Annotated in this window: 19 protein-coding genes and 1 riboswitch; of the genes, 16 read left to right on the forward strand and 3 right to left on the reverse strand. The window is 36.5% G+C overall.

From position 1 onward, the window contains the following. Positions 1-77 precede the first annotated feature (77 nt). Positions 78-2,834: a DNA polymerase I gene (gene polA, locus E0946_RS00820; RefSeq protein ID WP_133200569.1), complete on the reverse strand. Its 2,757-nt coding sequence runs from the start codon at positions 2,832-2,834 to the stop codon at positions 78-80. Between the two features lie 189 nt (positions 2,835-3,023). On the opposite strand from polA, the gene E0946_RS00825 reads away from it, so the two are divergent. The 16 genes from E0946_RS00825 (at position 3,024) to E0946_RS00900 (ending at position 19,287) form a co-directional block, all read left to right on the forward strand. Then, on the forward strand, positions 3,024-3,668 hold the full coding sequence (locus tag E0946_RS00825) for a DUF47 domain-containing protein (RefSeq protein ID WP_133200570.1): 645 nt from the start codon (positions 3,024-3,026) through the stop codon (positions 3,666-3,668). Positions 3,669-3,681: 13 nt separating this feature from the next. Beyond that, positions 3,682-5,178, forward strand: coding sequence for an inorganic phosphate transporter (locus tag E0946_RS00830; RefSeq protein ID WP_133200571.1), 1,497 nt, complete (start codon positions 3,682-3,684; stop codon positions 5,176-5,178). Positions 5,179-5,193: 15 nt separating this feature from the next. Continuing rightward, positions 5,194-6,093, forward strand: a complete 900-nt coding sequence (locus E0946_RS00835) for an AEC family transporter (protein ID WP_133200572.1) — start codon at positions 5,194-5,196, stop codon at positions 6,091-6,093. Positions 6,094-6,421: 328 nt separating this feature from the next. Then, positions 6,422-6,859: an Hsp20/alpha crystallin family protein gene (locus E0946_RS00840; protein WP_133200573.1), complete on the forward strand. Its 438-nt coding sequence runs from the start codon at positions 6,422-6,424 to the stop codon at positions 6,857-6,859. Between the two features lie 160 nt (positions 6,860-7,019). Next, positions 7,020-7,403, forward strand: a complete 384-nt coding sequence (gene gcvH / locus E0946_RS00845) for a glycine cleavage system protein GcvH (protein WP_133200574.1) — start codon at positions 7,020-7,022, stop codon at positions 7,401-7,403. Positions 7,404-7,406: 3 nt separating this feature from the next. After that, positions 7,407-8,024: a guanylate kinase gene (gene gmk, locus E0946_RS00850; RefSeq protein ID WP_133200575.1), complete on the forward strand. Its 618-nt coding sequence runs from the start codon at positions 7,407-7,409 to the stop codon at positions 8,022-8,024. 5 nt (positions 8,025-8,029) lie between these two features. After that, a complete protein-coding gene (locus E0946_RS00855; RefSeq protein ID WP_133200576.1) occupies positions 8,030-8,464 on the forward strand; it encodes a hypothetical protein in 435 nt (144 codons plus the stop codon). Between the two features lie 9 nt (positions 8,465-8,473). Beyond that, positions 8,474-9,115, forward strand: coding sequence for a uracil-DNA glycosylase (locus tag E0946_RS00860; RefSeq protein ID WP_133200577.1), 642 nt, complete (start codon positions 8,474-8,476; stop codon positions 9,113-9,115). Then, positions 9,112-9,915, forward strand: coding sequence for a metallophosphoesterase family protein (locus tag E0946_RS00865; protein ID WP_133200578.1), 804 nt, complete (start codon positions 9,112-9,114; stop codon positions 9,913-9,915). Before E0946_RS00860 ends, E0946_RS00865 begins: the two co-directional genes overlap by 4 nt. A gap of 568 nt (positions 9,916-10,483) precedes the next feature. After that, complete coding sequence (dapA, locus tag E0946_RS00870) at positions 10,484-11,359, forward strand: 4-hydroxy-tetrahydrodipicolinate synthase (protein WP_133200579.1); 876 nt, start codon at positions 10,484-10,486, stop codon at positions 11,357-11,359. Between the two features lie 9 nt (positions 11,360-11,368). Beyond that, positions 11,369-14,290, forward strand: a complete 2,922-nt coding sequence (locus E0946_RS00875) for an insulinase family protein (protein WP_133200580.1) — start codon at positions 11,369-11,371, stop codon at positions 14,288-14,290. Positions 14,291-14,294: 4 nt separating this feature from the next. After that, complete coding sequence (gene rsgA / locus E0946_RS00880) at positions 14,295-15,359, forward strand: ribosome small subunit-dependent GTPase A (protein WP_133200581.1); 1,065 nt, start codon at positions 14,295-14,297, stop codon at positions 15,357-15,359. Next, the gene (locus E0946_RS00885; protein WP_133200582.1) at positions 15,359-16,210 is read left to right on the forward strand and encodes an NAD(+)/NADH kinase; all 852 of its coding nucleotides are present in this window, start codon (positions 15,359-15,361) and stop codon (positions 16,208-16,210) included. Before rsgA ends, E0946_RS00885 begins: the two co-directional genes overlap by 1 nt. Next, positions 16,211-17,905 (forward strand): DNA repair protein RecN, encoded by a 1,695-nt coding sequence (gene recN, locus E0946_RS00890; protein ID WP_133200583.1) that lies wholly within the window; start codon positions 16,211-16,213, stop codon positions 17,903-17,905. It abuts the gene before it with no gap. Between the two features lie 7 nt (positions 17,906-17,912). Then, complete coding sequence (locus E0946_RS00895) at positions 17,913-18,836, forward strand: hypothetical protein (RefSeq protein WP_133200584.1); 924 nt, start codon at positions 17,913-17,915, stop codon at positions 18,834-18,836. A gap of 13 nt (positions 18,837-18,849) precedes the next feature. Further along, the gene (locus E0946_RS00900; RefSeq protein ID WP_133200585.1) at positions 18,850-19,287 is read left to right on the forward strand and encodes an NfeD family protein; all 438 of its coding nucleotides are present in this window, start codon (positions 18,850-18,852) and stop codon (positions 19,285-19,287) included. Between the two features lie 645 nt (positions 19,288-19,932). On the opposite strand, the gene E0946_RS00905 is transcribed toward E0946_RS00900, so the two are convergent. Together E0946_RS00905 and E0946_RS00910 are read right to left on the reverse strand one after the other, a co-directional pair. Beyond that, on the reverse strand, positions 19,933-21,726 hold the full coding sequence (locus E0946_RS00905; RefSeq protein WP_207930804.1) for a TonB-dependent receptor: 1,794 nt from the start codon (positions 21,724-21,726) through the stop codon (positions 19,933-19,935). A 122-nt stretch (positions 21,727-21,848) separates the two neighbouring features. Further along, positions 21,849-22,661, reverse strand: coding sequence for a hypothetical protein (locus E0946_RS00910; RefSeq protein WP_133200587.1), 813 nt, complete (start codon positions 22,659-22,661; stop codon positions 21,849-21,851). 30 nt (positions 22,662-22,691) lie between these two features. Next, a riboswitch (molybdenum cofactor riboswitch) is annotated at positions 22,692-22,810 on the reverse strand. Positions 22,811-23,053 lie beyond the last annotated feature (243 nt).

Below are 23,053 nucleotides of genomic sequence, written 5' to 3' on the forward strand. Positions count from 1 at the left end.
TGATGTTCCCTAAAAAGCTAAATTTCAATGCTCTTAATTCTATAGATATTTTACAGGTTATAATGTCAAGCTTCTTTTCAGTGTGCATCAAACCAGCTATGACCGTGTCCAATATCAACTTTTAAAGTCACAATGCGACTGTATTTTTCCGGTAAAGCTTCTTCCATTGCTTTCTTAACCAACTTTTCAGCTTCTAACAAAAATTCTTTATGTACCTCAAAGACGAGTTCATCATGGACTTGTAGTATCATCTTGATTCTGGGATTATCTTTAATTTGTTTATGTATATCAATCATAGCAATCTTAATAAGGTCGGCTGCAGTACCCTGGATAGGCATATTTACTGCCACTCTTTCTGCCTCAGCTCTTAATCCCTGATTACTGCTATTTATATTTTTAAGATAGAGTTTCCTGCCAAATAGGGTCTGACAAAATCCATGTAATCTTGCCTCTGCTTTGCAATTATTAATGAAAGCCTGGATGGTGGGAAAACGATGGAAATACTCATCAATGAGTTTCTTCGCTTCCTCTTGAGAAATTCCCAGTTCCCGTGAAAGTTTCTTCTGTCCCATTCCGTAGAGTAAACCAAAATTTATAACTTTTGCTCTTCTTCGTTCTTCATCAGTGACATCGTTTAAGGGTTTTCCTGTAATTAGAGCAGCAGTTTGACGATGGATATCTAAGTCCTGTTTAAAAGAATCTATCAGGACCTGGTCTCCAGACATTAATGCTAACAATCTCAATTCTATCTGGGAGTAATCTGCATCCATAAGTTCCCAATCCGGGTCAGCGGCAATGAAAGCTTTCCGAACCGTCTTACCTAAATCTGTTCTAACTGGTATATTTTGGAGATTTGGATTGGAAGAGGAAAGTCTTCCCGTTGAGGTTACGGTCTGATTAAAAGAAGAGTGTATTTTCCCGGTTCTCGGATTAATTAATTTTGGTAAAGCACTCACATAAGTGGATTCAAGTTTACTTAACATTCGGTATTGCAGAAGTTTCTCAGCAATCTCATATTTTTCTGCCAGCTCTTCCAGAACTGCACTATCGGTGGAATAACCACTTTTGGTCTTCTTCTTAGCAGGTAACTTCTTCTCTTCAAAAAGAACCTTTGCCAGTTGCTGAGTTGAATTAATGTTAAACTCATAACCGGCATAGGCATATATCTCTTCGGTAAGTTTTTCCAGTTCCTGGTTGATATTTTTGGATATCTCTTTCAATACTTCTGTATCAATGCTGACTCCATTTTCTTCCATCTGCTGTAAAACTGGTATTAAAGGGATTTCTATATTTTCATATAGCTCTTTTAAACCTGTGTTTTCCAGCCTTTTCAGATAGATAGGATAGAGCATATAGACTGCCCAGGCATCTTCCGCAGAATAGTCACAAGCTTTTTCTACTTCCAGTAAATCAAAGCTGGGGCAGGCTTTTTTATTAATTAAACTTGAAAAAGTAATCATCTCATACTGAAGTTCCGTAGCAGTACAGGTTTCCAGAGAATATTGATTTGTCCCAGGGTCTAAAAGATAAGCGGCAATCATAGTGTCTCCAATTTTATTATCCCAGTTCCAGCCTTCCTGGTGGAGTACGATCATATCATACTTAATATTATGACCCAGAATCAATTTACCTTGCAAAGCTTCATTTAGTTCACGGAGAGTTTGCTCTTTAGGGAAATTATTATACTCCTTGTGTCCTATAGGTATATACCAGGCTTCATCAGATTTAAAACATAAGGAAATACCAACTAAATCGGCTTGCATTGCATCTTCAGAAGTAGTCTCTGTATCAAGACTTACCAGATTAACCTTCTTCAAATGGTCCAGCAGCTTAGAATAATTTTCTGCTGTTGCCAGTATTGCCTGAAACTTCTTATTTCCCATTTTGGAGGGAACTGTATACTCACTTTCAAATATATCACTCTGTACCAATTTATCCGGTTCTTCTGAAGGAATTGAAATAGCTATTTTCTGCCCATAACGATTATCTATTAATCTCTTCAAAGTATTTATCTCATAGCGAGTGAGAAAATCCTTTGCTTTATGTAATGATTCTGGATTAAATTTTAGAGCTTCAATTCGGGGGATCTCAATAGGAACATTTCTGATTATCATAGCCAACTGTCTGGAAAGATAGGCATTATCTTTACCTTCAATCAGCTTTTGTCGTAATTTTTCCGGAATTTCATCCAGATGAGCATAAATCTCATCCAAATTGGAATATTGCTTGAGTAACTTAACTGCTGTAACTTCTCCAATGCCTCTAACTCCGGGTATATTATCACTGGGGTCTCCTGCTAATGCCAGAAAATCCACAAATTGTTCAGGGAGTATTCCATATTTTTTAACAATTGCTTCTTTATCCAGAGTAATATTCTTCATTGGGTCGTAGATAACTGCCTTATCGTCGACCAGTTGTGCATAATCTTTATCAATAGTAACAAACACTATATCATAATCAGTTTTAAAGTGTTCTGCTAAAGTTGCCAGAACATCATCAGCTTCATAACCGTCTATGGATATTTCTTTTAGACCGATTATCCGAAAAAACTCTTGAACTGGCTCTACCTGTGCCAGCAGAGCATCTGGCATAGGAGGTCTATTAGCTTTATAGGCTTCACTGAGTTCATGTCTGAAAGTGGGTGCTTTACGGTCAAAGCTTATCAATAAATTTTCTGCCTTTTTGGAATCCAGTAAATGCAAGAAGGAATTGACCACACCATATATAGCACTGGTATTTTCACCTTTACTATTTATCAGTGGATTATTAACGAAAGCGTAATAAGAGCGATATAGAAGTGCCGTACCATCTATCAAGTAAAGTTTATCTCGCATTATCTTTGCTCCTTTCTTAAAGTTATTTTCTTTTTTCTTATTCTCTTATCCTGATTAAACTGTCAATATTAAATCACTTATATTAAAATATATATGGATAAAAAAAGGATTTGCAGCTTAATCTTGACAAAATACATAACCATAAATATTTATTAAAGATTGAAATTTAAGATTATCCAAGGAGAAATAATGGCTCTGGTCTTAAAAACTACTAAATTCGTAGAAGCCCAGATTGATACCTTTCTGGATATAGTCAGTGATTCTGCTTTAATTTTCCGTTTTGCTGTGGATGACTATCTCCAAGAAAGGACCTCGCAATTTGAAGAAAGATTGAATCTGATTAGAGAGAATGAAAAGAAGGTGGATGACCTCAGGATAGCAGTAGAACGCTATTTATATGAACGAACACTAATTCCAGAAAATCGGGGTGATGTTCTGGCTATACTGGAAAATACTGATGAGGTTATGGACCATATGAAGGATACTTTGATGCAGTTTTCTATAGAAAATCCGGAAATTCCTTCCGTACTGGATGACCTCTGGCTGCAGACTACCACTGCTTCTACAGCTGCTGTAGAACAACTGGTCTTTGCTGTGCGTTCCTTCTTCCGTGACCTCAGTCAGGTCAATAACTTCATCCATAAGGTCTATTTCTTTGAAAGAGAAGCTGACCAATTAGGAGAAAAACTACGCCGTCAAATCTTTTCTCTGGATATAGACCTTGCCCTTAAGAGTCAGTTACGCTGGTTTGCCATTCATATTGAACAGATTTCTGATTATGCTCAAGCAGTCTGTGATAGGCTTGCTATCTATACTATAAAAAGACAATTATAGATTATCAGCTGATATGGTCTATTTCTATCTTCTGAGTGGGTTATTCATCGGTTGGTCAATGGGAGCCAATGATACCGGTAATATTTTTGGTGCTGCCGTTTCCACCCGTATGATTAAATTCAGTCAAGCTGCCCTGATTGCAGCTATTTTCTATACCTTAGGTGCTTTTCTGGAAGGAAGTGGACCTTCTGGAACTCTCGGAAGATTGGGTTCCATAGATGCTATTGGGGGCGCCTTTACTGTCGCATTAGCTGCTGCTTTAGCTATTGTGGCAATTGTCCGTTTAGGCATTCCAGTTGCCGTTTCTCAAACTATTGTTGGAGCTATAATTGGTTGGAACTACTTTTCTGGACGCATCACCGATTTTAATTCTCTGATTACTATTGCCAGTAGCTGGATTATTGCATTTATTGTCTCTGCTGCAGTTGCTGCTTTATTCTTTTATCTTATGCGAAGGTGGATAAATCGTTCCCGATTACATCTTCTGGAACAGGATATGATTATCCGTTATGCTTTAGTTGTATTTGGAGCTATTGCAGCTTATTTCTTAGGTGCAAACACCATTGCTAATGCCATTGGAGTTTTTGTACCAGTTACTCCTTTTAAAGATTTAACCATAGGTTCTATGTTTTCACTTACTGGAGTTCAACAATTATACCTGGTTGGTGCGCTTTCTGTAGTTTTAGGCATCTACACCTATTCACATAAAGTGATGGGAACTGTAGGGCATGAAATCTATAAACTTTCTCCAGCTATGGCATTAGTAGCTCTTTTAGCTGAGACCTTTGTTCTATTCTTATTTTCTTCTCGTGGATTGCATAATTTACTTCTTTCTATCGGGTTACCAGCTGTTCCCTTAGTTCCTATATCTTCCACCCAAGCTATGGTCGGTGCTGTACTTGGTATAGGTCTGGCTAAGGGAGGAAAAAATATAAAATATAATGTGCTTGGGAAGGTATCTCTTGCGTGGATTGTTGCACCTTTGATGGCTTTCCTTCTTTCCTTTGTTGCTCTTTATATAAGTCAAAATGTGTTTGAACTAGAGGTACGCCTTCCTATAACCTACACAGTAGATAAAGCTGCAGTAAAAGAAATAGAACAACGCGGAATAGATACTAAACATCTATCATTTGTTAACCTACGAACCTTCAAAACAGAAAGAGAGCTCTATAAAGAATTAATGGAAGAAGATTTCTATACACCTGAAGAGGTAAAAATTATTATTAGTATATGTGAAAATTATCCTCTCCTGGTTAATGTGGAACTCCTCAATAAAGGAGGTCTTAATCGTCGTTTTACTGAGGAACAACTCAAAGCTTTATCTGAATTGGATGGTAAAAAATTTAAGCGAAAATGGAATTTAGCTCAAGCTCTATCCGAATACCCTGCCTGGAAATTTATTGAACCACCACAAACAAGAGCTGATGAAGAACATAATGAAGATTTAAAATCAGACTTAGAAATAATTTATAAAGTCTTCTATTTTCCATCGGATAACAATAACCGCTAAAGAACTCAATAAGTTATGAATTTCTTCCAGGGACAGAATCTCACCTTTATTTTGTGTTTCTTTATTGGTTTTATCCTGAAAAAGCTGAAACTCTTACAAAAAGATGATGCTCACATCCTTCTTCGCTTTGTACTTAATGTCTGTATCCCACCTCTAATGATTCTGGCTATTTATCGTGCTACCTTAGCTCTGGATTTACTTTTAGTAGCACTCTGTGCAATGCTGGTGATGGTGATAATTTATTTCATCTCTTCTGCCATAGGGAAAAAGCTGAAAATGGAACCCCAAACATTCGGAAGTTTCCTGGTAGCTACTATGATAATGAACACAGCTTTTGCTCTGCCTTACTTTAAAATTATAGGAAGTGAAGAACTGGCTCGTGCTTCCCTTTTTGATATTGGAAACACTATAATGATTTTTACCTTTGCTTATTATCAGGCAATCAAATATGGGACTTCTGCTACTAAAGAAAAAATCCAGCTCAAAAAATTTCTCACTCTTCCTCCTTTATATGCCATTCTTTTTGCCGTTCTGATTAAAATGTCAAATCTGCAACTATCCAATACGGTTATCTCTTTCCTGGAACTTTTAGGTAATCCTACTGGAATTCTGATGATGGTAGCTCTCGGATTAGCCTGTGAACCAAAGCTAAAACATCTCGGGAAAGCTCTGATTGCTGTAGTATTGAGAATGGGAGTAGGCCTAATTACCGGTTATCTACTAACCCTCATTTTTAGGTTACATGGAACAGCTCAAATCGTGGTTATAATCTGTTCTTCACTGCCTGCAGGTTTTAATACCCTTATCTTGGCTGATAGAGAAGATATGGACCGCGATTTTGCTGCAACCGTGGTCTCTATCTCAACTTTTATTGCTCTATTTACTATACCCTTACTGATTAACTTCTTCTATTAAAATGGGGTGTAGAAGGACTGATACGATATCATCCTGGGTATTTTTTATAAGATTTAAATTGTTATTGCTTTAGTAAAGAAGATTGTACCTCGTTCCACAGACGAAGAAATATTCTGTCACTTTTATCCCTTGAAGGGATTTATATCCCCTGTAATAGAATTTTGAATAGAAAAAAGAAGCTTTATTAGCCCAAAAACCTTGTATCAAAGCTTAGGTCACAGACTATTTTTAGCAGATAGAACTGGAGACTGCTAATTTTTTATTTGCTTTTTCTCTCACTTTCATTATATTAATAGTAGAAATCAATAAATGAAAAAGGAGGTTTAAAATGAAACTAGTACCATCTCGTAGAACTTCAGAGATTAATCCAATGAGCACGATGTTAAATATGTTTGATGAATTTTTCAATCGTGCTTTTGAGGAAGATTTTGAAGAAGAAAATTTCCGGGCTATGCCAATGGATATCATAGAAAGAGATAAAGAATATGAGATTCTGGCTAACCTGCCTGGATTCAAGAAAGACAATGTAAAAATAACGGTTCATGATAATCAGCTTCTGATTGAAGCCAATGTTGAAGAGACAAAGGAAGAAAAGAAAGGAACAATCTACCGCTGCGAACGCTATAGTGGTAACTATCGTCGCAACTTACTTCTTCCTGATAATACTGATGTCTCTAAGATATCGGCTAAAATGGAAGATGGCGTGTTGCATCTGATTATCCCGAAGAAAGAACCAACTCCGCAGAAAGAGATAGTCATTCAATAAACCAGCCTCACAAAGAAAGGGACGCAGGTATTCAAAGCTTGCGTCCTTTTCTTTTTTAATCTCATTTATTTTCTGTCTGGGGAAAACTTTTTTAAGTTGTCCTTGACACAATATAGAGCTATTCAAATTTAGCTTTAAAATAAATTAGGGGAGAAACAAAATGCTGGTTCCTGATGATTTATACTACACAGAAACACACGAATGGGTTAGATTAGATGATGGGATTGCCACTGTAGGCATCACCGATTTTGCTCAAAAAGAATTGGGTGATATTGTCTATCTGGAATTGCCAGAGATTGGAAATAAAGTCTCTGCAGGTGAACCTTGTGGCACTATTGAAGCAGTTAAATCTGCCGAAGATCTGATTAGTCCTGTCAGTGGGGTTATAGAAGAAAAAAATATTGAAGCTGAAGAATCTCCAGAAATCATCAATAAATCACCCTATGAAGAAGGCTGGCTATTCCGGGTTCATCTTTCTAATCTTGAAGAATTGGAAGACTTATTAAGTCCTCGTGACTATACTAAATTAATTGAAGCTTTATGAACGGTGATTAAAAAAAATAAGAATTTTCTCATTATCCTCTCTTCGCCTTCTGGAGGTGGGAAAAGCACAATTCTTAATGAAGTGCGCAAAATAAGACCGGACATAGAATATTCCGTATCTTATACTACCAGACCTCCTCGTGGAGATGAAAAGAATGGAGTGCACTATCATTTTATTGATGAAGAAGAGTTTCTGCGTCGGCGAGAAGAAGGCGATTTCCTGGAAACCGCCCAAGTTTTTGGTCACTGGTATGGCACTTCTATAAGCTTTATTAAAGACCGTTTAGCTGCCCAGCATCATATTATTCTTGATATTGATGTGCAGGGTGCTGCTCAAATTAGCTCTACCAGTATTCCCTATGTTAAAATATTTATTATGCCACCATCTATGAAAATATTACGAGAAAGACTCATTAAAAGAAATACCGATTCACTGCGGGAAATTGAGAAAAGACTGCTTGTCGCCAAGCAGGAAATTAAGTTTATTCCACAGTATGATTATCTCATAGTTAATGATGAACTTTCTGTTGCGGTTGAAGATGTGCTGGCTATTATTCGCGGTGAAGAAAACCGCACTAACCGTTATCCAGAGCCTATTAAAGACTTTCTGGAAGAGGAGTAATAATTATGTATAATCCTAAAATTGACCTGTTTCTTGAAAAAACTGGTATAGACTATCTGTTTTGCCTTCTGGCTAATCTTGAAGCTCAGAGATTAAGTCAGCTTCCAGCTTATGTCAGACAACATTTCCCGGATAAAATTCCTGTTATGGCTATGAATCATGTCGCTGATAATGAAGTTCCCGATTACTTTAAAGAAATAGAAGAAGCCACGCTTAAGATGGCTAAAGAACACTTACCCTATCCTGAAGAAGAAGTGGAACTGGAAGAAGAGACCTACGACGATTCCGGCGAACATATTGAAGAATTAGCCGATTCTACTCATCGTTTCTATAGCGAAGAAGAAGAGGAAGAAGAAGAAATAGAAGAAACAGAGGAAGAGGAAGAAGAATCCTACGAGTTTGAGGATGACTTGGATAACTTTGAGGATGAAGAAGAATAACCGGGTTCTATGATTCCTCGTGAATTAATTCAACATCTGGAACTGCTGAAAAATCTCGGTGTTAAAGAAATCTTTCTGCCTACTTCTCGTAAAGCAGAAATCCTGAAAGAACTAAGTATTAAATATTCTACCTGCACAAAGTGTAAACTTCATACCGGAAGAATCAAATTTGTATATGGGGAAGGTAATCCGGACGCCCTGGCTATGCTTATTGGTGAAGGTCCGGGAGAACAAGAAAATCTAACTGGTCGTCCCTTTGTCGGACCTGCGGGTAATCTTCTTACTAAGATGCTTAAGGCAATTAATCTCTCTCGGGAAGATGTGTATATCTGTAATATCGTGAAATGCAGACCTCCCAATAATCGCAATCCTGAACCGGAAGAAAGGGAAGCCTGTTTACCCTATCTCCTGGAACAAATTGAAATTATACAACCAAAATTAATCCTTATACTCGGATTGGTTGCGGCTCAAACCTTGCTTAATACAAAACTAAGTATGGAAAAACTGCGTCTGACCACTCATAGCTTTAAAGATATTAAAACTTTTGTAACTTACCACCCTTCTGCTTTATTAAGGAATCCGAACTGGAAAAAACCAGCCTGGCAGGACTTACAGCGTTTTCAGGCTGAATATATTAAACTACTTCAATGAATGCTGGTTCTTTATATAAAAAACTTCTACTTTCCTTTTTCCTTTTTCTTTTTCTCTCATCTATTTATGCCGTTATTGCTATCTATGGTGATTCTCAAAGCAATAATGATATTCATAAACAGATAGTTGAAGCTATAATCAAATATCAACCAGACATTACTTTCCATCTGGGAGACTTAACTGCTCAGGGGAAAAAGCAGGAAGAATATGATGAGTTCTTTTCTTGCTGTAAACCCCTTACAGATTTGTGTCCTCTCTATCCAGTTAAGGGCAATCACGATGCTTCTTCTGAATTATTCTTGAAAAACTTCCCTTTCTTAAGCCAAACTTATTACACGGTAGAATATGATAGCTTGCTCTTTATCATTCTGGATAGCACTCTGGAACTTTCACCTCATTCCGAACAATTAAACTGGCTAATTGAGACATTCAATTCTAATCCTTTACAACCTAAGATTATCCTGATGCACCATCCTATATTCAGCAGTGGTTATCATAGTGGAAATGAAGATTGGGCACTTTATCTTCCGGCTCTTTTTGCTTCTCATAAGGTTATTGCCGTTTTTTCTGGACACGACCATAATTATGAACATTTACAATGGAAAAACCTCAACTTTTTTATCTCAGGAGGTGCTGGAGGGTCTCTTCGTCCTTCTCTTTCTCAACATCCCTACAGTAAAATCTTTTGCTCTTCCTATAATTATCTTATTCTTAATCACCAGAAAAATTATTTGATTTGCACTGCTTATAGTTTAGATGGAGATATTATTGATAAGGTAGCCATTTTTCTGGATTTCTGATTAACTTTCAAGCTTTCTTAAAGTGTCTTCAAGACCCAAAACTTCAGAAAATGCTCCTTTTATTTTTAACTCCTTCAAAGTAAATTTATTAGATAATTTATCCTTTTTTTCTATAACTTAATAATAAGATGGAAATTATTCAATTACCTGTCTCTTCCTTGGCTCTTTCTTGGGGAATTCGCTAAGATAGAAGCAAGATGGACTATACAACTACTAAAATGACAAACAAAAGACCCTAATATTAAAAACTTGTTAGTTATATAACGCATGACTTAACGAATACAATGAGAATAAATAATGGATATAAGAAAACTATTAATAATCCAGAAATTCGTTTTATATGAATGAATAAAGGGAAGATTACATTTCCCATTTGATACCACTTCTCATATTTTCCCTTGAGATTATTCAGAACAAATCTTTAAATCTTATACTGCTTCTAATATTTAGATTGACGGAAAATAATATCTATGGTTTTTGGAAATACAGGATTAAGCAAAAAACTTGTTTCATCAGAATATTAAATGTTTAAATATCAAATAATAACAAACTTTAAGGAGATGTACTTATGTTACAAGGTTCCTTTGTGGCTTTAGTAACTCCGTTTAAGCACGGAGAGGTAGATTATGTAGCCTTGGAGAGGCTAATAGATTTTCATTTAGAGAAAGGGACAGATGGTATTGTCCTCTTAGGGACTACGGCAGAAGCTTCCAGTCTGGCATCGGATGAAAGAGAAGCATTGCTTTTATTTGCGATGCAGAGGATAAATCATCGAGTTCCGGTAATCATTGGCACTGGAAGCAATAATTTTAACCATACTCTGGCAGATACCAAGCAGGCTCAGGAATTGGGAGCAGATTATGCTCTGATAATAACCCCCTATTATGTGAAGCCTACTCAGAAAGGTATGGAAGAATATTTTCTGGCTATTGCTGAGAAAACTAACATTCCTATAGTTATTTATAATGTTCCAGGAAGGACGGGAGTAAATATTTCATCTACTACAGTGGTAAAACTTGCCCGTGAATGTTCTCAGATTGCGGGAATAAAGGAAGCAAGTGGTAATTTAATCCAGGCAACGGAAATAGTTCGTGATGCACCTGAAGGTTTTGCTCTGTTAAGTGGCGAAGATGCAATGAACTTTCCTTTAATGGCAATTGGTGGCAAGGGTTGTATCTCAGTTACAGCAAATATTATTCCCCAAGAGATGAGTGAGCATATACATACTTGTTTAAATGGCGATTTTATTACTGCTGCAAAACAGCATCAGCATCTATTAAAGTTACATCAAACTATGTTTATAGAGACCAATCCTATTCCAGTGAAGGAAGCATTGCATATGATGGGAATGCTGGAATTAGAATTCCGTTTACCTATGTGTCCCTTGATGGATAACAATAGAGAGATTTTACATAATGTTTTAAGTGAATATAAACTTATTTAGGAGAATATAATGAAAAAGCAGGTGGAAAAATACGGTTTTAAACTGCTTGAGACTCGTGAGATAAAAGAAATCTCAGCAACCGCCTATTACTATGAACATAAGAAGAGTGGAGCCCATTTCCTCAATGTTAAATGTGAGGATAATAACAAAGTTTTCTGCGTAACTTTTAAAACTGTACCTCAGGATAATACCGGATGTCCACATATAATGGAGCATTCTGTTTTAAATGGCTCAAAGAATTTTCCTGCAAAATCCACTTTTATGGAGTTGATAAAAGGGTCGTTGCACACTTTCATCAATGCAATGACAGATTCGGATATGACTCTTTATCCTGTAGCCAGCACCAACGAGAAGGATTTCTATAATCTTTCCAGAGTTTATATGGACGCAGTTTTTTTCCCTAAAATCTATGAGCAACCGCATATTCTTCGTCAGGAAGGCTGGCATTATGATATCAAAGACCCTGAAGATGAACTTAAGATTATTGGTGTGGTCTATAATGAGATGAAGGGAGCATATTCTTCTCCAGATAACTTGATTGAATTGAACAATCAGATTGCTCAATTTCCCGATTCGCCTTATAAATATGATTCTGGGGGAAATCCTAAGGAAATTCCTCAACTCACTTATGAAGCTTTTATCAACTTTCATAAAAAGCACTACCATCCTTCCAATTCCTATATCTTTCTTTATGGAGATGCCGATGAAAATGAAATAATGGAAATGATGGATAAGGAATATCTCTCGCAATTTAATAAAGAGGTGGAACCGGTGGAAGTGCCTTTCCAGAAACCTTTTACCCGAACCAAGAAACTGGAAGTGGAATATCCCGTTGAAGAAGGGAAAGATATAAGTGAACAATATCATCTAAGTTTGAATTTTACTTATGGTAAAAATCCTGATTTAATAACCGTCTCTGCCATAAATGCTTTGATGGATATCCTGATGAGTACACCTGCTTCTCCTTTAAAAAGAGCCATTTTGGAATCAGGTTTAGCTCATGATGTGAGAGTTTCTTTAAATATCGGCATTTTACAGCCTACTTTCAGTTTAATCTGCAAAGAAGTTAAAAAAGAAAATATCCCTCTTCTGGTTCAGCTTATCACCGATGAGTTGAATCGTCTGGTTAAGGAAGGGATTGATAAAAAACTCATTGAAGCAGTTCTCAATCGTAGAGAGTTTTTCCTAAGAGAAGGTCCCAGTGGTAATTTCCCTAAGGGCCTTTATTATGCTTTCAATATTTACCATCACTGGATACATGGTGGTAATCCCATAGACGCTCTGGCATTTGAAGATATTCTGAAAGAATTGAGAAGAGGTCTCACTGAGCCCTATTATGAAGAATTGATTAAGAAATCAATGCTTAAGAATCATCATAGCAGCCAGATAACCTATGTTCCTGTTCCGGGACTGGCTAATAAATGGGAGCAAGAGATAAGAGAAAAACTGGCGGAAGAGAAAAACAAATTGAGTGAAGCTGTGCTAAATAAACTGATAGAAGAGACCAGAGAATTTCAACAATGGCAACTACAACAACCAACTCCTGAAGAGCTTGCCCGAATTCCTTTCCTCACGCTTGAAGACATAAATCCTGAAGCAGAAGCCTATTCACTGGAAATAGAAAAACTCGGAACTAAAACTATCCTTACTCATCCTTTAAAAACTAATGGAATTGTCTATCTCAAAGCTTATTTTGACCTTGACCATTCTTCCGAAGAAGACCTTCCCTGGCTTGCGCTATATGCTTCTCTTATGGGAATGGTGAGTAGTAAAAATTATGATTACATAGACCTTTCCAACGAAATATACAGTCATACTGGTGATTTGAATTTAAAGTTAAATATCAGACCCAGTTATCAGGACCCAGATATCATTCTGCTCAAGTTCCTACTTAGTGGAAAAGCACTCTATCATAAGACAGAAAAACTTATTGAACTGGCAAAAGAATTTGCTTTCTATCCTCTTTTTGATGACTATGATAGATTGAAACTACTCATCCGGGAAGCAAAAGCCAAACTCCAAACCAGATTATTTTATTTTGCCGAAAGTATCGCAACTAACCGACTTTTTGCTCCTTCCAGCCAATTACATCATTTTCTTGATCTTACCAGTGGTCTGGATTATTATCGTTTTCTCAGTAACTTAGATAAAAAATTAGAACAGGATATAGAAATTATTGCTCATAAACTTGAACAGATACGAGATACTTACTTCTTACAGAATAATCTCTTAATAAGTATCACTGCAGAAGAAGAAGCCATAAAAGATACCATTAATGGATTAAATCCATTTCTTGATGCCATTTCTGATAAAGAGTTCCCACCTGTTGAACGATATTTTCATCCTAAAGAACTCAATGAAGGTATTATTGCTCCCATTCAGGTGCAGTACTGTGCCAAAGGTGGTAATTTCTTCCGTAAAGGTTATTCTTATTCTGGAAAATTGAGAGTCCTTACTAATATTCTCAATAGCGATTACCTGTATCGTGAACTCCGTGAAAAAGGTGGCGCTTATGGAGCCTGGTCAGGGTTTACCTTGAATGGCTATATGTATTTTGTTTCCTATAGAGACCCCAATCTTCAAAGAACTCTGGAGGTTTATGATCAGACTTCTGAATTCTTGCGTAATTTTGAATGCAGTAAGCGGGATATGGAAAGGTATATCATTGGTGATATCTCCAATCTGGATTATCCTAAAACTCCTGAAGGAAAGGGTGCTCAATCAGATGATGATTATATCACTGGTTTTACCCAGGAAGATAGACAACAGATTAGGGATGAGGTACTTTCCACCAGATTGGAAGATATTCGTCAATATGCAGATATGATTGAAGAAGTGATGAGTATGAATCATTACTGCGTGGTAGGAAATGAGGCAAAACTAAAAGCAGCCAGCGAACTATTTGATAGATTAACCCCACTTTTATCTTAAAACTATGAAACCCAAGGACAAGAAAATCCTCAAACCACATCGTCCAGCAAGGTTAAAAAATACACGCTTGCTGGACCTTGAGGTATTGGATGAATTGCCCGATAATATAAAGTTTAAAGCAAAAAGAACTCCCGAAAAAGTTGCTGAAACCTACAAAAAAGATATGCAATTAATTTCAGGGCGTATACTGGAAATTAAAAGTAACTATCAATATACTATTGAAGCTGATAATAAAACCTTTACGGCAACTCTTTCGGGAAGATTAAAGCAATTCGCTTTTCATAGTAAGTCCATAGTAGCCGTAGGTGATTATGTGGAACTGGATATCGTAGCTGAACCACCAAGAATTGAAAATATCCTTCCGCGTAAGAATACTTTAACTCGTTATCTGGGTTCTAATTTCCAAAGACCTACCATCTTAGCTGCTAATATTGACCAGGTAATAGTTACTTCCTCCTGGAGAAAACCAATGATTAAACCAGGATTGATAGACCGCTATCTCTGTCTTGCTGCTCTGGATAATATTGATGCTATCATCATTATCAATAAAGTTGACCTCTGTGAAGACCGGGAAAAATTAGAAGAAACGGTATCTTACTACAAAAACGTAGGTTATACTCTTCTATATACCTCTGCTCTTACGGGTGAAGGGATAGATGAACTTTATGAACTGTTAAAAAATCGCGATAGTGTCTTCTCCGGTCAATCCGGAACAGGGAAAAGTTCTATTATTAACAGACTGGAACCTTCACTGAATCTTCCAACCGCTGAGGTCAGTGATTACAATGAAAAAGGAAAACATACCACCACCAGCACTATTCTGATTCCTTGGAGTTTTGGAGGTCATCTGCTGGATACACCTGGAATTAAAACAGTGAATCTTGCTAAAGATACTAAGTCTCAAATTCCCCGAGTCTTTCCAGGTTTTGCAACTCTGGCACCTTTATGTTATTTCAATGATTGCACTCATACTCATGAAGAGCATTGTGCTGTCCTTTCTGCTCTGGAAGAAGGGAAGATTCCTACTAATCGTTATCTTTCCTATGTTAGTCTATTGAATTCCTTATAATGAAAAACTTCGTAATCTACATCAATCAAGCTTATAAAGATAAAACTGCTATTTATGATTTGCTGGAAGAACTTAAAAGTGAAGACCACTTGAACTTTTATGGCATTCCTTCTCAGCAAGAGATTCTTCCTCCAGATATTCATATCCTGGAAAGCGATAAAACTCCTAAAATAGATTGTGTGCTCGTATTTGGTGGTGATGGAACTATTCTCAGAGCTAAAAATATCGCTCTTAGGACAAAAGCTCCTATTTTAGGAATTAATATAGGCTATCTTGGTTTTCTTTCGGAAACTACCTTAGGCGAATTAAAATCTTCTCTTAGAGACCTCTTGAACAAAAAATATCGCTTGCAGGAAAGAATGCTTATACAATGTCAGTTAAGGAGAAATGGCTCTATTATTTATAAAGATTTGGCTTTAAATGATGCTGTTGCCTGTAAAGCTGAAATGCCAAAACTTATTGGAGTACGCATCTTTAACAATAGAAGATTCGTTTTTGACACACGATGTGATGGTGTAATTGTCAGCACTCCTACAGGTTCAACTGCTTATTCCCTGGCTGCTGGAGGTCCAATTTTATCTCCAGAAATGAAAGCTATGGTATTAAGTCCATTAAATCCCCATCTTTTAACTGTTCGTCCTATGGTTTTCCCTTCCACTGACCATATCTTATTGCGTATCCATAATCTGGAAGCACCAGCTACTCTTCAAATAGATGGAGTTAATTGTAGTCCCATAGAAGAAAATGATGAAGTAGCTATCACTGCTGCAAAGCAGACAGTACAGTTTGTTAAACTTTCTAATCGCACTTTTTATCAAATTCTTAGACGCAAGATGCACTTGGGAAAATAGATGCTGACCGAGCTTTATATCCAAAACTATCTCTTTGTTCCCCAAGAAAGAATAGAATTTGGACCGGGTATGACGGTCTTAACGGGAGAAACTGGAGCAGGGAAATCCATATTAGTTGGTGCTATTGCTTTAATTTTTGGGGATAACTCTACCGCTTTAGAACCTTATGATGAAACCAAACCTATCTATCTGGAAGCTACCTTTGATATTTCTCATAATTCAGAAGTACAAAGCTTTTTACAGCAACAGGGGCAGGAGATAGATTCTGAACTTACCCTAGCTCGGGAAATTAAACCAGCAGGGAAATCCACTTATTTTCTTAATGGCCGCAAGGTATCAGCCTCTCTTTTGCGTGAATTAAAACCTCTAATGATTGATTTTCACCATCAGCGTGACCAGCAAAGATTACTGTCTAATGCCTATCAGCTTCAATTATTAGACCTTTATGCCCAAAATTCCTCTCTTAAAAAAGAATATGCTCAAATCTATCACTCGCTGAAATCTGCCTTGAAAGAGCTGGAAAAACTAAAAGAAGAAGAAGAGAAAAATCGTCAGCTAAAGGAACTGTATCAGTATCAGTTTAATGAGCTGGAAAAGGCTAACCTTAAAATGGGAGAGGATGAGGAATTGCAGAAAGAATTTGAACTACTGAGTAATGCACAGGAGCTAATTGAAACTGCTTCTTCTGCCTATTTCACTCTTTATGAAAGTGAAGACAGTATTCATTCTCGTTTGGCTCAGGTTATTAATAGCCTTAGCTCCTACAGCTCTATTTATCCCCGGATTGCTCCAATTCTGGAAAATTTAAAGGATTGTTTGGAACAAATTTCTGCCTCTGCTTCAGATTTGAATGATATCAGTCAAAGTATAAATCTTAATCCGCAAAGACTTCAAGAAATTCAACTTCGTCTGGATGAAATAAATAGCCTGCTCTATAAACATCGTGCAAAAAATATCGCTGAACTGATTGAACTTTTCCAGCAAAGAGAGGGTCAAATCAATGCGATGGAAGACCTCAGTGCAACTATTAAAGTTTTGGAGAATAGCATTCAGCAAGATTATGAAAACCTTAAAGAGCTGGGAGAAAAACTTACAAAATCTCGTCAAAAAGCTGCAGATTCCCTGGCTAAAGAACTGCAAGAAAATATCCGTCTTCTTTCTATTCCTGATGCTCTATTCAAAATAAATATTGACAAAAAGACAATTGAGAATATGTTATTAGAACAATATCTAAGTGTATGCAGTGATGAAGGAGAAGATAACTGTCAATTTCTCTTCAGTGCTAATCGGGGAACTGACTTAAAACCTCTTTCTGCAGTCGCTTCAGGTGGCGAACTTTCACGTATATTACTGGCTATTAAAAAGGTATTGTCGGAAAGAATGGAAGAAAAACTTATTATTCTGGATGAGATTGATGCGGGAATTGGTGGTAAAACTGCCGATTATGTCGCTCAGTTTATTTATCAGTTAGCACAGCATCATCGCATTATTTGTATTACACATCTGGCTCAAATTGCTGCTATTGCCAATGAACAACTGGCTTTGCAGAAAGTGCCAGCTAAGCATAAAAATGTTATCCGTATTATTTCCCTTGAACCACAACAAAGAAAGCAAGAACTTGCCAGAATGTTGGCTGGTGATATTTCCGAAATTTCTTTAAAACATGCTGAAGAATTAATGACTAAATATAAATGAGGTTATAATGGCAAAAATTTCCAGTACTGCCCGCAAGAGAATTAAAGGTATAGCTATAATTATTATTTTTCTTTCGCTCGGATGGGCAATTTTTTCTGCAATGGAGCAAAAGGATAGTGGTCCTAATTTAAATGAAATCTTCAAAAAGTCAAATAAGACCTTTGAAGAAACTCATGCCATTAAAAAAGCTAAAATTAGAATCAGCAGTCCCAATATCGCTAATGCTCTTCAACAGATGGATGCTATTGTCCATTCCTATGCTGTGGATACACCTCTATTGAAATCCCGGGAAAGCTCCTATGGTGAATTTATCTTTAAAGTAGATAGTTATAAAATGTCCGAATTAACACAAAAACTTGCTTCTCTGGGCAATATTGAACAGCAAATAGAAGTTGCCGATACCTCACTGGTGAATAAATCCTTAGCTACTGAAGAAGAAATCCTCAAATCTAAAAGAAAAGAACTGGCAGACCTGGAAGCAGCAGGAAATATATATGGCTCACTTGCTGACTATAAAAATAGATTGATTACTGAAATTCGTGTTCAGGAAGATAGAGTTAAAGCACTTCGTCAATCTGATATTACATTACTTTATGTACAACTTATTCCATCTGTGGTTAGTAATCAATTTTCTTGGGCTAAAACCTTTGCTTTAAATTTCGTTAAAGCTCTCGTGATTTTAGTGGTTGGAGTAGTAGTGCTCTATTATATATTAAGATTGATAGCTTATATCCTTTCGCTGTTCGGAGTTAAAGGATTTAGTGCCAGTACCTTAGGTAGTAGTTATCGCTATGGTGATTACTATAACCGATATGATTCCCGTTATGGTTACGGGAGACACAGACGTAAGGTTAAACGTATTTACAAAGATGGCAGAACGAGCGATCAATCTGGAAATAAGGAAGAAACTAAGGATGAACCTAAAACCTGAAGGAGGTAGCTAAATGCAACCGTGGCAAATCTGGATTATTCTGGGAATAATCTTTACTATAATTGAAATATTTGACCCAGCTTTCTTTTTTGTTGCTTTAGGTATTGCTGCTCTCATTACTGGTTTATTGAGTCTTTTCTATATTGTAGGCAGTAATGTTCTGCTACAAATTATTATATTCGCTGTTCTTAGCTTTATCTGCTTCCTTCTTACACGCAAAATTGGGAAAAAAATACTCCAGTTTCCTACAGCAGAAACCAATATTTATGCTCTTAAAGGGAAAACAGGTTTTGTCACAAAAGCCATTCCTCAGGATGGAAAAGGTTATGTGAAAGTAGGGGGAGAAGAATGGTCAGCTATCTCTGAAGATGGTTCTCCTATTGAGGAAAATACTAAGGTTATTGTTCTGGGCGTGGAAGGTAATAAACTGATTGTTAAAAAAGCTCAATAAAGAATTTTCTAACTAATCACCTAACTAATTATATCCTAATAGATTAGATTGTGAAGATAGCATTCAATAAAAATGATACCTTGGTAAATCTATAAGTATTTATATAAATAGTACCCTTTTAATAATTGTATCAGATTCAAAATAACAAAAGAATATATTATAAATTATTTCAAGAATAAAAGGATATAGCATTCTTCTCTCGTAGCAGATTTTCTGAATGCTCTTAATAATTAACTTATTATTGAAGGATTTTCCGAAACAACGGAAATTTTAACATTTTCTCTTCCTTATAACTAATTGGGAAACAATGAGATACCAGATATTTAAAAATAATTTCTAACAAATAACAAATCACATAATTATCAACAATCTTTATAATTTTTACCTTTCATCTTGACCCTGAATTTATCCTATCTCTCCCTTAGCTCTTTGTTGCCTAAGTCGCTAAGAGAGAGCTAATTAGGAGTCAAGGGACAGATAAGTGCTCTAATTAATTGTCTATGTTGGTGTTATCGTTTTTTCAGGAGAAGTTATCGCAGTTTAATAAAATCAAATTGATTATATAAGTGATAAATATACTCTAAAAGGTATATTATAAACTGAATGACTTTAATTTACGAGAATAATTGATGAATATATGGAACATTAAAATTCTGTGCTTAATCTAATGAAGAAATTGAGTCCTGGACCAGGGTATCCATACTCTGTCTCGTAATAGGTATCAAAAATATTTTCTAAACCTACGGCGAGACTGAACTTTTTGAATTTATAGGACAAGCCTATATTGTGCAACCAGTAAGAAGAAAGGATATGATAATTATTTAATTTATCCTGACTAAAACGGTTATCATTATAGCTACAGGTATATCTAAGTTTTAATTTCCAGGGCAAAGATAAATTCTGAGTAAAGTTAGCTTGATGATGTGGAGTTTCAGTTAGTTCGTAATTCTCAGTTCCTTCCCACCAGATATATGAATAGGCAAGCTCACTTTCCCACCAGGCAAATGGTTTGAACATAAGACTGTATTCTGTGCCAGCAGAATGCACTTTATAAATATTTTGGTATGTATCTCCCTGTCTATCAATTAGATTTCGTGTATTATTATAAAATAAGCTTAACTGATTGCTAAAAATTATATTTCCTGCTTTAATTTTCTGTTGATGACTGATTTCACATTTGATAGCGTTTTGAGGTTTAAGGTTCGGGTTACCATTTTCCGCGGAAAATAGCTGACGCATTGTTGGAAAAGAGATGTTATTCCCAATGGAAATAGTACTTTTACTCAGCTCATTCCATTTAAAATTGAAAGCTGCAGAAGGTTCAGGGAAAAAACTGAGTGAACTCTTCACATCGCAATGATGACTGCTTGCCCCCAAACCAGCGAGGAAATTAACTTTATTATTCAGCTGGTATTTCCACTGGCAGAAGGCGTTATAAATATTTAACCAGTGAGGAGTCCACTGAAGATAGTTTCCATTGTCTTTTCTGGTGCTATGCATAGATTCCAATCTAAAGCCAAAATTAAAAGTATTCCAAGCATCGGGAACCCATTCCATCCTTGGATTAAAACCCAGAGTATAGTAACGCATATGGCTATCCAGAATAAGATACTGGTGAGAAGCATCACTGTATTCCCTATAAATGTCCTGACCTCCATCGTAATAAAGATGAGAACTTAACTTTAAGAATTCATTGAGAATATCTACATATTCCAAAGTTGTCCAGTAGTGCATCCAATCTGTATATTGACGGTAATCCAGAGTATAGATGGATGAAGGAATAAGCTTTTCCGGCACATAAGTGAAACCAGCAGAAGCTCCTACCTGTCTGAAAGGATTGAACTCATAGTCCAAACGAGTCTGAAAATCATATTGAGTCTTCAAACTGTGATTTCGCACTCCTCCATTTTCAAAGGGGGTAGGAGTGAAATCTTTTGGTAATACGATGCCTTCATTATGTTCTCGTGCCAGACTAACTCTATAACCAAAGTTTTTAAGCTTGTGATCTGAACTAATCTCCAGCCTATTAGCATTGTTTCTTTTAGCTAATAGATTGAGTTTTAACCAGCTATCTTTGCCCGGGTCAGAAGTGATAATATTGACTACTCCGCCCATAGTGTTCGTTCCATAAATGGCTGCACTGGGACCTTTAATAATATGGATTTCTTTTATGTCGGAAGGAGAAAATTGATGTAAGTCAATATTTCCGAAATAACCACTATTAAGTGGACGACCATCCACCAGAATTTTCACTTCATTACTTCGGAAACCCCGAATGCGTAGATTGCTCTCATCTTTTGTGCCAGTTGTATTTGTCACTCCTGCAATATCCTGCAATCCTTCATAAAGATTGAGAGCAGCAATCCCCTTTTGTTCTATATAATCAATAATATGAAGAGCTCCGATGGCATCCTCTGGTTTATCTGCTATAACTCTCACGGTCGGGAGTAGATATGTCTTCTTAACCAGAGAATCCACCGGAGCCTGATTTGTTGCTATCTCTGCAAAACAATTCAGAGATAATAGAAGTATTAATAAAAGGGAAAGATATCTGGGCAAGTTTACTTTTCCGTCACCATTTCCGTGCTTTCAAAACCACTTAAATCGCTGGGTATGGTAAAAGTCAAATCTGCTTTTTCTTGAGGTGCCAGGGCAAAATCAAAATTCTGGGCAGAAGTAGCACCATAAACATTGATTTTTGCCAGTTTTTTGAATTTTTTCATATTACCCGGAAGAGTGGAATTGAAATTGGGGAAAGTTGTAACCTCTGAATTTAATAAATAATAACCATCGTTAATTAGCTCAGGTTGATAGTTCTTACTGTATCCATCCACAGCTACAAAAGCTACAGAATCATAAGCAGCAATACCCTGAAGCAAGTCACTAAGCTTGATGGCATCTTCGGCTGTGCCTGACCAGTTATCTACCGTATAAGTGCTCAGTCCGCGCAATTCAATCAGTTTAGAACCTCTATTACCAGCATCTACATCCACCTTACGATAGAGACGAAACAATCCTGCATTTCTAACTTTAAAAGCAGAAGGCAGCCCCATTCCAGGAAACCAGGTTCTATGGTCGTCATTGGGAACATAGTATCCTTGCGAAAAAGTTTCCCAGGGCAAGTCATAACCTGCATAAGCACTTTGACGAGGACTGAATCCATCAGTTGAACTGACGATTTCATAAGCAAATAAAGAACGGTATTCCAAATCTGCTTCTGCCTGAGTGTCAATATGAATACGCACGGTATCGGGATTGATAAACTGGTCAAGTTTGTAACCAAGAATCTTGACCTCTGAGGGATTGTCTTTTTCACTGCAAGCAGTAAATGCTAAGAGCAGTAAAAGAACCAATAAATAAATCAGCTTCTTCATTTATCCTCCTAAAAGCTGTAAAAGAGGGGAGATTTAATTGCTCTCCCGCCTTTCCAAAATGGGAGGCATAACCGTTTCCAGTTATACCCTGTCGGTGTTTAATCCTGCTTTTTGAGTTTAGATTCAAACACTCGGCGTGCTTCTTTTTTATGATACAAGTCCTTATTGTCAAGAAAAATTAAGGACTGAAATAATTAATAAGTCAATAAGATTTAAAAAAGAAAGTACTTAAAAGACCAAGACTCAAGGTATTTTTATTGACAAGAAAAGCTATCTTAGATGTTAGGATAGAGCAGTTAAATAAGTTAAACCGCCTGAACATATAACATTATTCTTGATAGATACCAAAGCTGAGAGAATAAGTTCTAAGGAATTTTAAAGTTGAATTCTAT

This window comes from Candidatus Syntrophosphaera thermopropionivorans (assembly GCF_004353895.1).
Taxonomy (GTDB): Bacteria; Cloacimonadota; Cloacimonadia; order Cloacimonadales; family Cloacimonadaceae; genus Syntrophosphaera; species Syntrophosphaera thermopropionivorans.

Coding starts and splice junctions, on each gene's coding strand:
- polA (WP_133200569.1), bottom strand. CDS start 2,834: ATGCGAGATAAACTTTACTTGATAGATGGTACGGCACTTCTATATCGC.
- E0946_RS00825 (WP_133200570.1), top strand. CDS start 3,024: ATGGCTCTGGTCTTAAAAACTACTAAATTCGTAGAAGCCCAGATTGAT.
- E0946_RS00830 (WP_133200571.1), top strand. CDS start 3,682: ATGGTCTATTTCTATCTTCTGAGTGGGTTATTCATCGGTTGGTCAATG.
- E0946_RS00835 (WP_133200572.1), top strand. CDS start 5,194: ATGAATTTCTTCCAGGGACAGAATCTCACCTTTATTTTGTGTTTCTTT.
- E0946_RS00840 (WP_133200573.1), top strand. CDS start 6,422: ATGAAACTAGTACCATCTCGTAGAACTTCAGAGATTAATCCAATGAGC.
- gcvH (WP_133200574.1), top strand. CDS start 7,020: ATGCTGGTTCCTGATGATTTATACTACACAGAAACACACGAATGGGTT.
- E0946_RS00855 (WP_133200576.1), top strand. CDS start 8,030: ATGTATAATCCTAAAATTGACCTGTTTCTTGAAAAAACTGGTATAGAC.
- E0946_RS00860 (WP_133200577.1), top strand. CDS start 8,474: ATGATTCCTCGTGAATTAATTCAACATCTGGAACTGCTGAAAAATCTC.
- E0946_RS00865 (WP_133200578.1), top strand. CDS start 9,112: ATGAATGCTGGTTCTTTATATAAAAAACTTCTACTTTCCTTTTTCCTT.
- dapA (WP_133200579.1), top strand. CDS start 10,484: ATGTTACAAGGTTCCTTTGTGGCTTTAGTAACTCCGTTTAAGCACGGA.
- E0946_RS00875 (WP_133200580.1), top strand. CDS start 11,369: ATGAAAAAGCAGGTGGAAAAATACGGTTTTAAACTGCTTGAGACTCGT.
- rsgA (WP_133200581.1), top strand. CDS start 14,295: ATGAAACCCAAGGACAAGAAAATCCTCAAACCACATCGTCCAGCAAGG.
- E0946_RS00885 (WP_133200582.1), top strand. CDS start 15,359: ATGAAAAACTTCGTAATCTACATCAATCAAGCTTATAAAGATAAAACT.
- recN (WP_133200583.1), top strand. CDS start 16,211: ATGCTGACCGAGCTTTATATCCAAAACTATCTCTTTGTTCCCCAAGAA.
- E0946_RS00895 (WP_133200584.1), top strand. CDS start 17,913: ATGGCAAAAATTTCCAGTACTGCCCGCAAGAGAATTAAAGGTATAGCT.
- E0946_RS00900 (WP_133200585.1), top strand. CDS start 18,850: ATGCAACCGTGGCAAATCTGGATTATTCTGGGAATAATCTTTACTATA.
- E0946_RS00910 (WP_133200587.1), bottom strand. CDS start 22,661: ATGAAGAAGCTGATTTATTTATTGGTTCTTTTACTGCTCTTAGCATTT.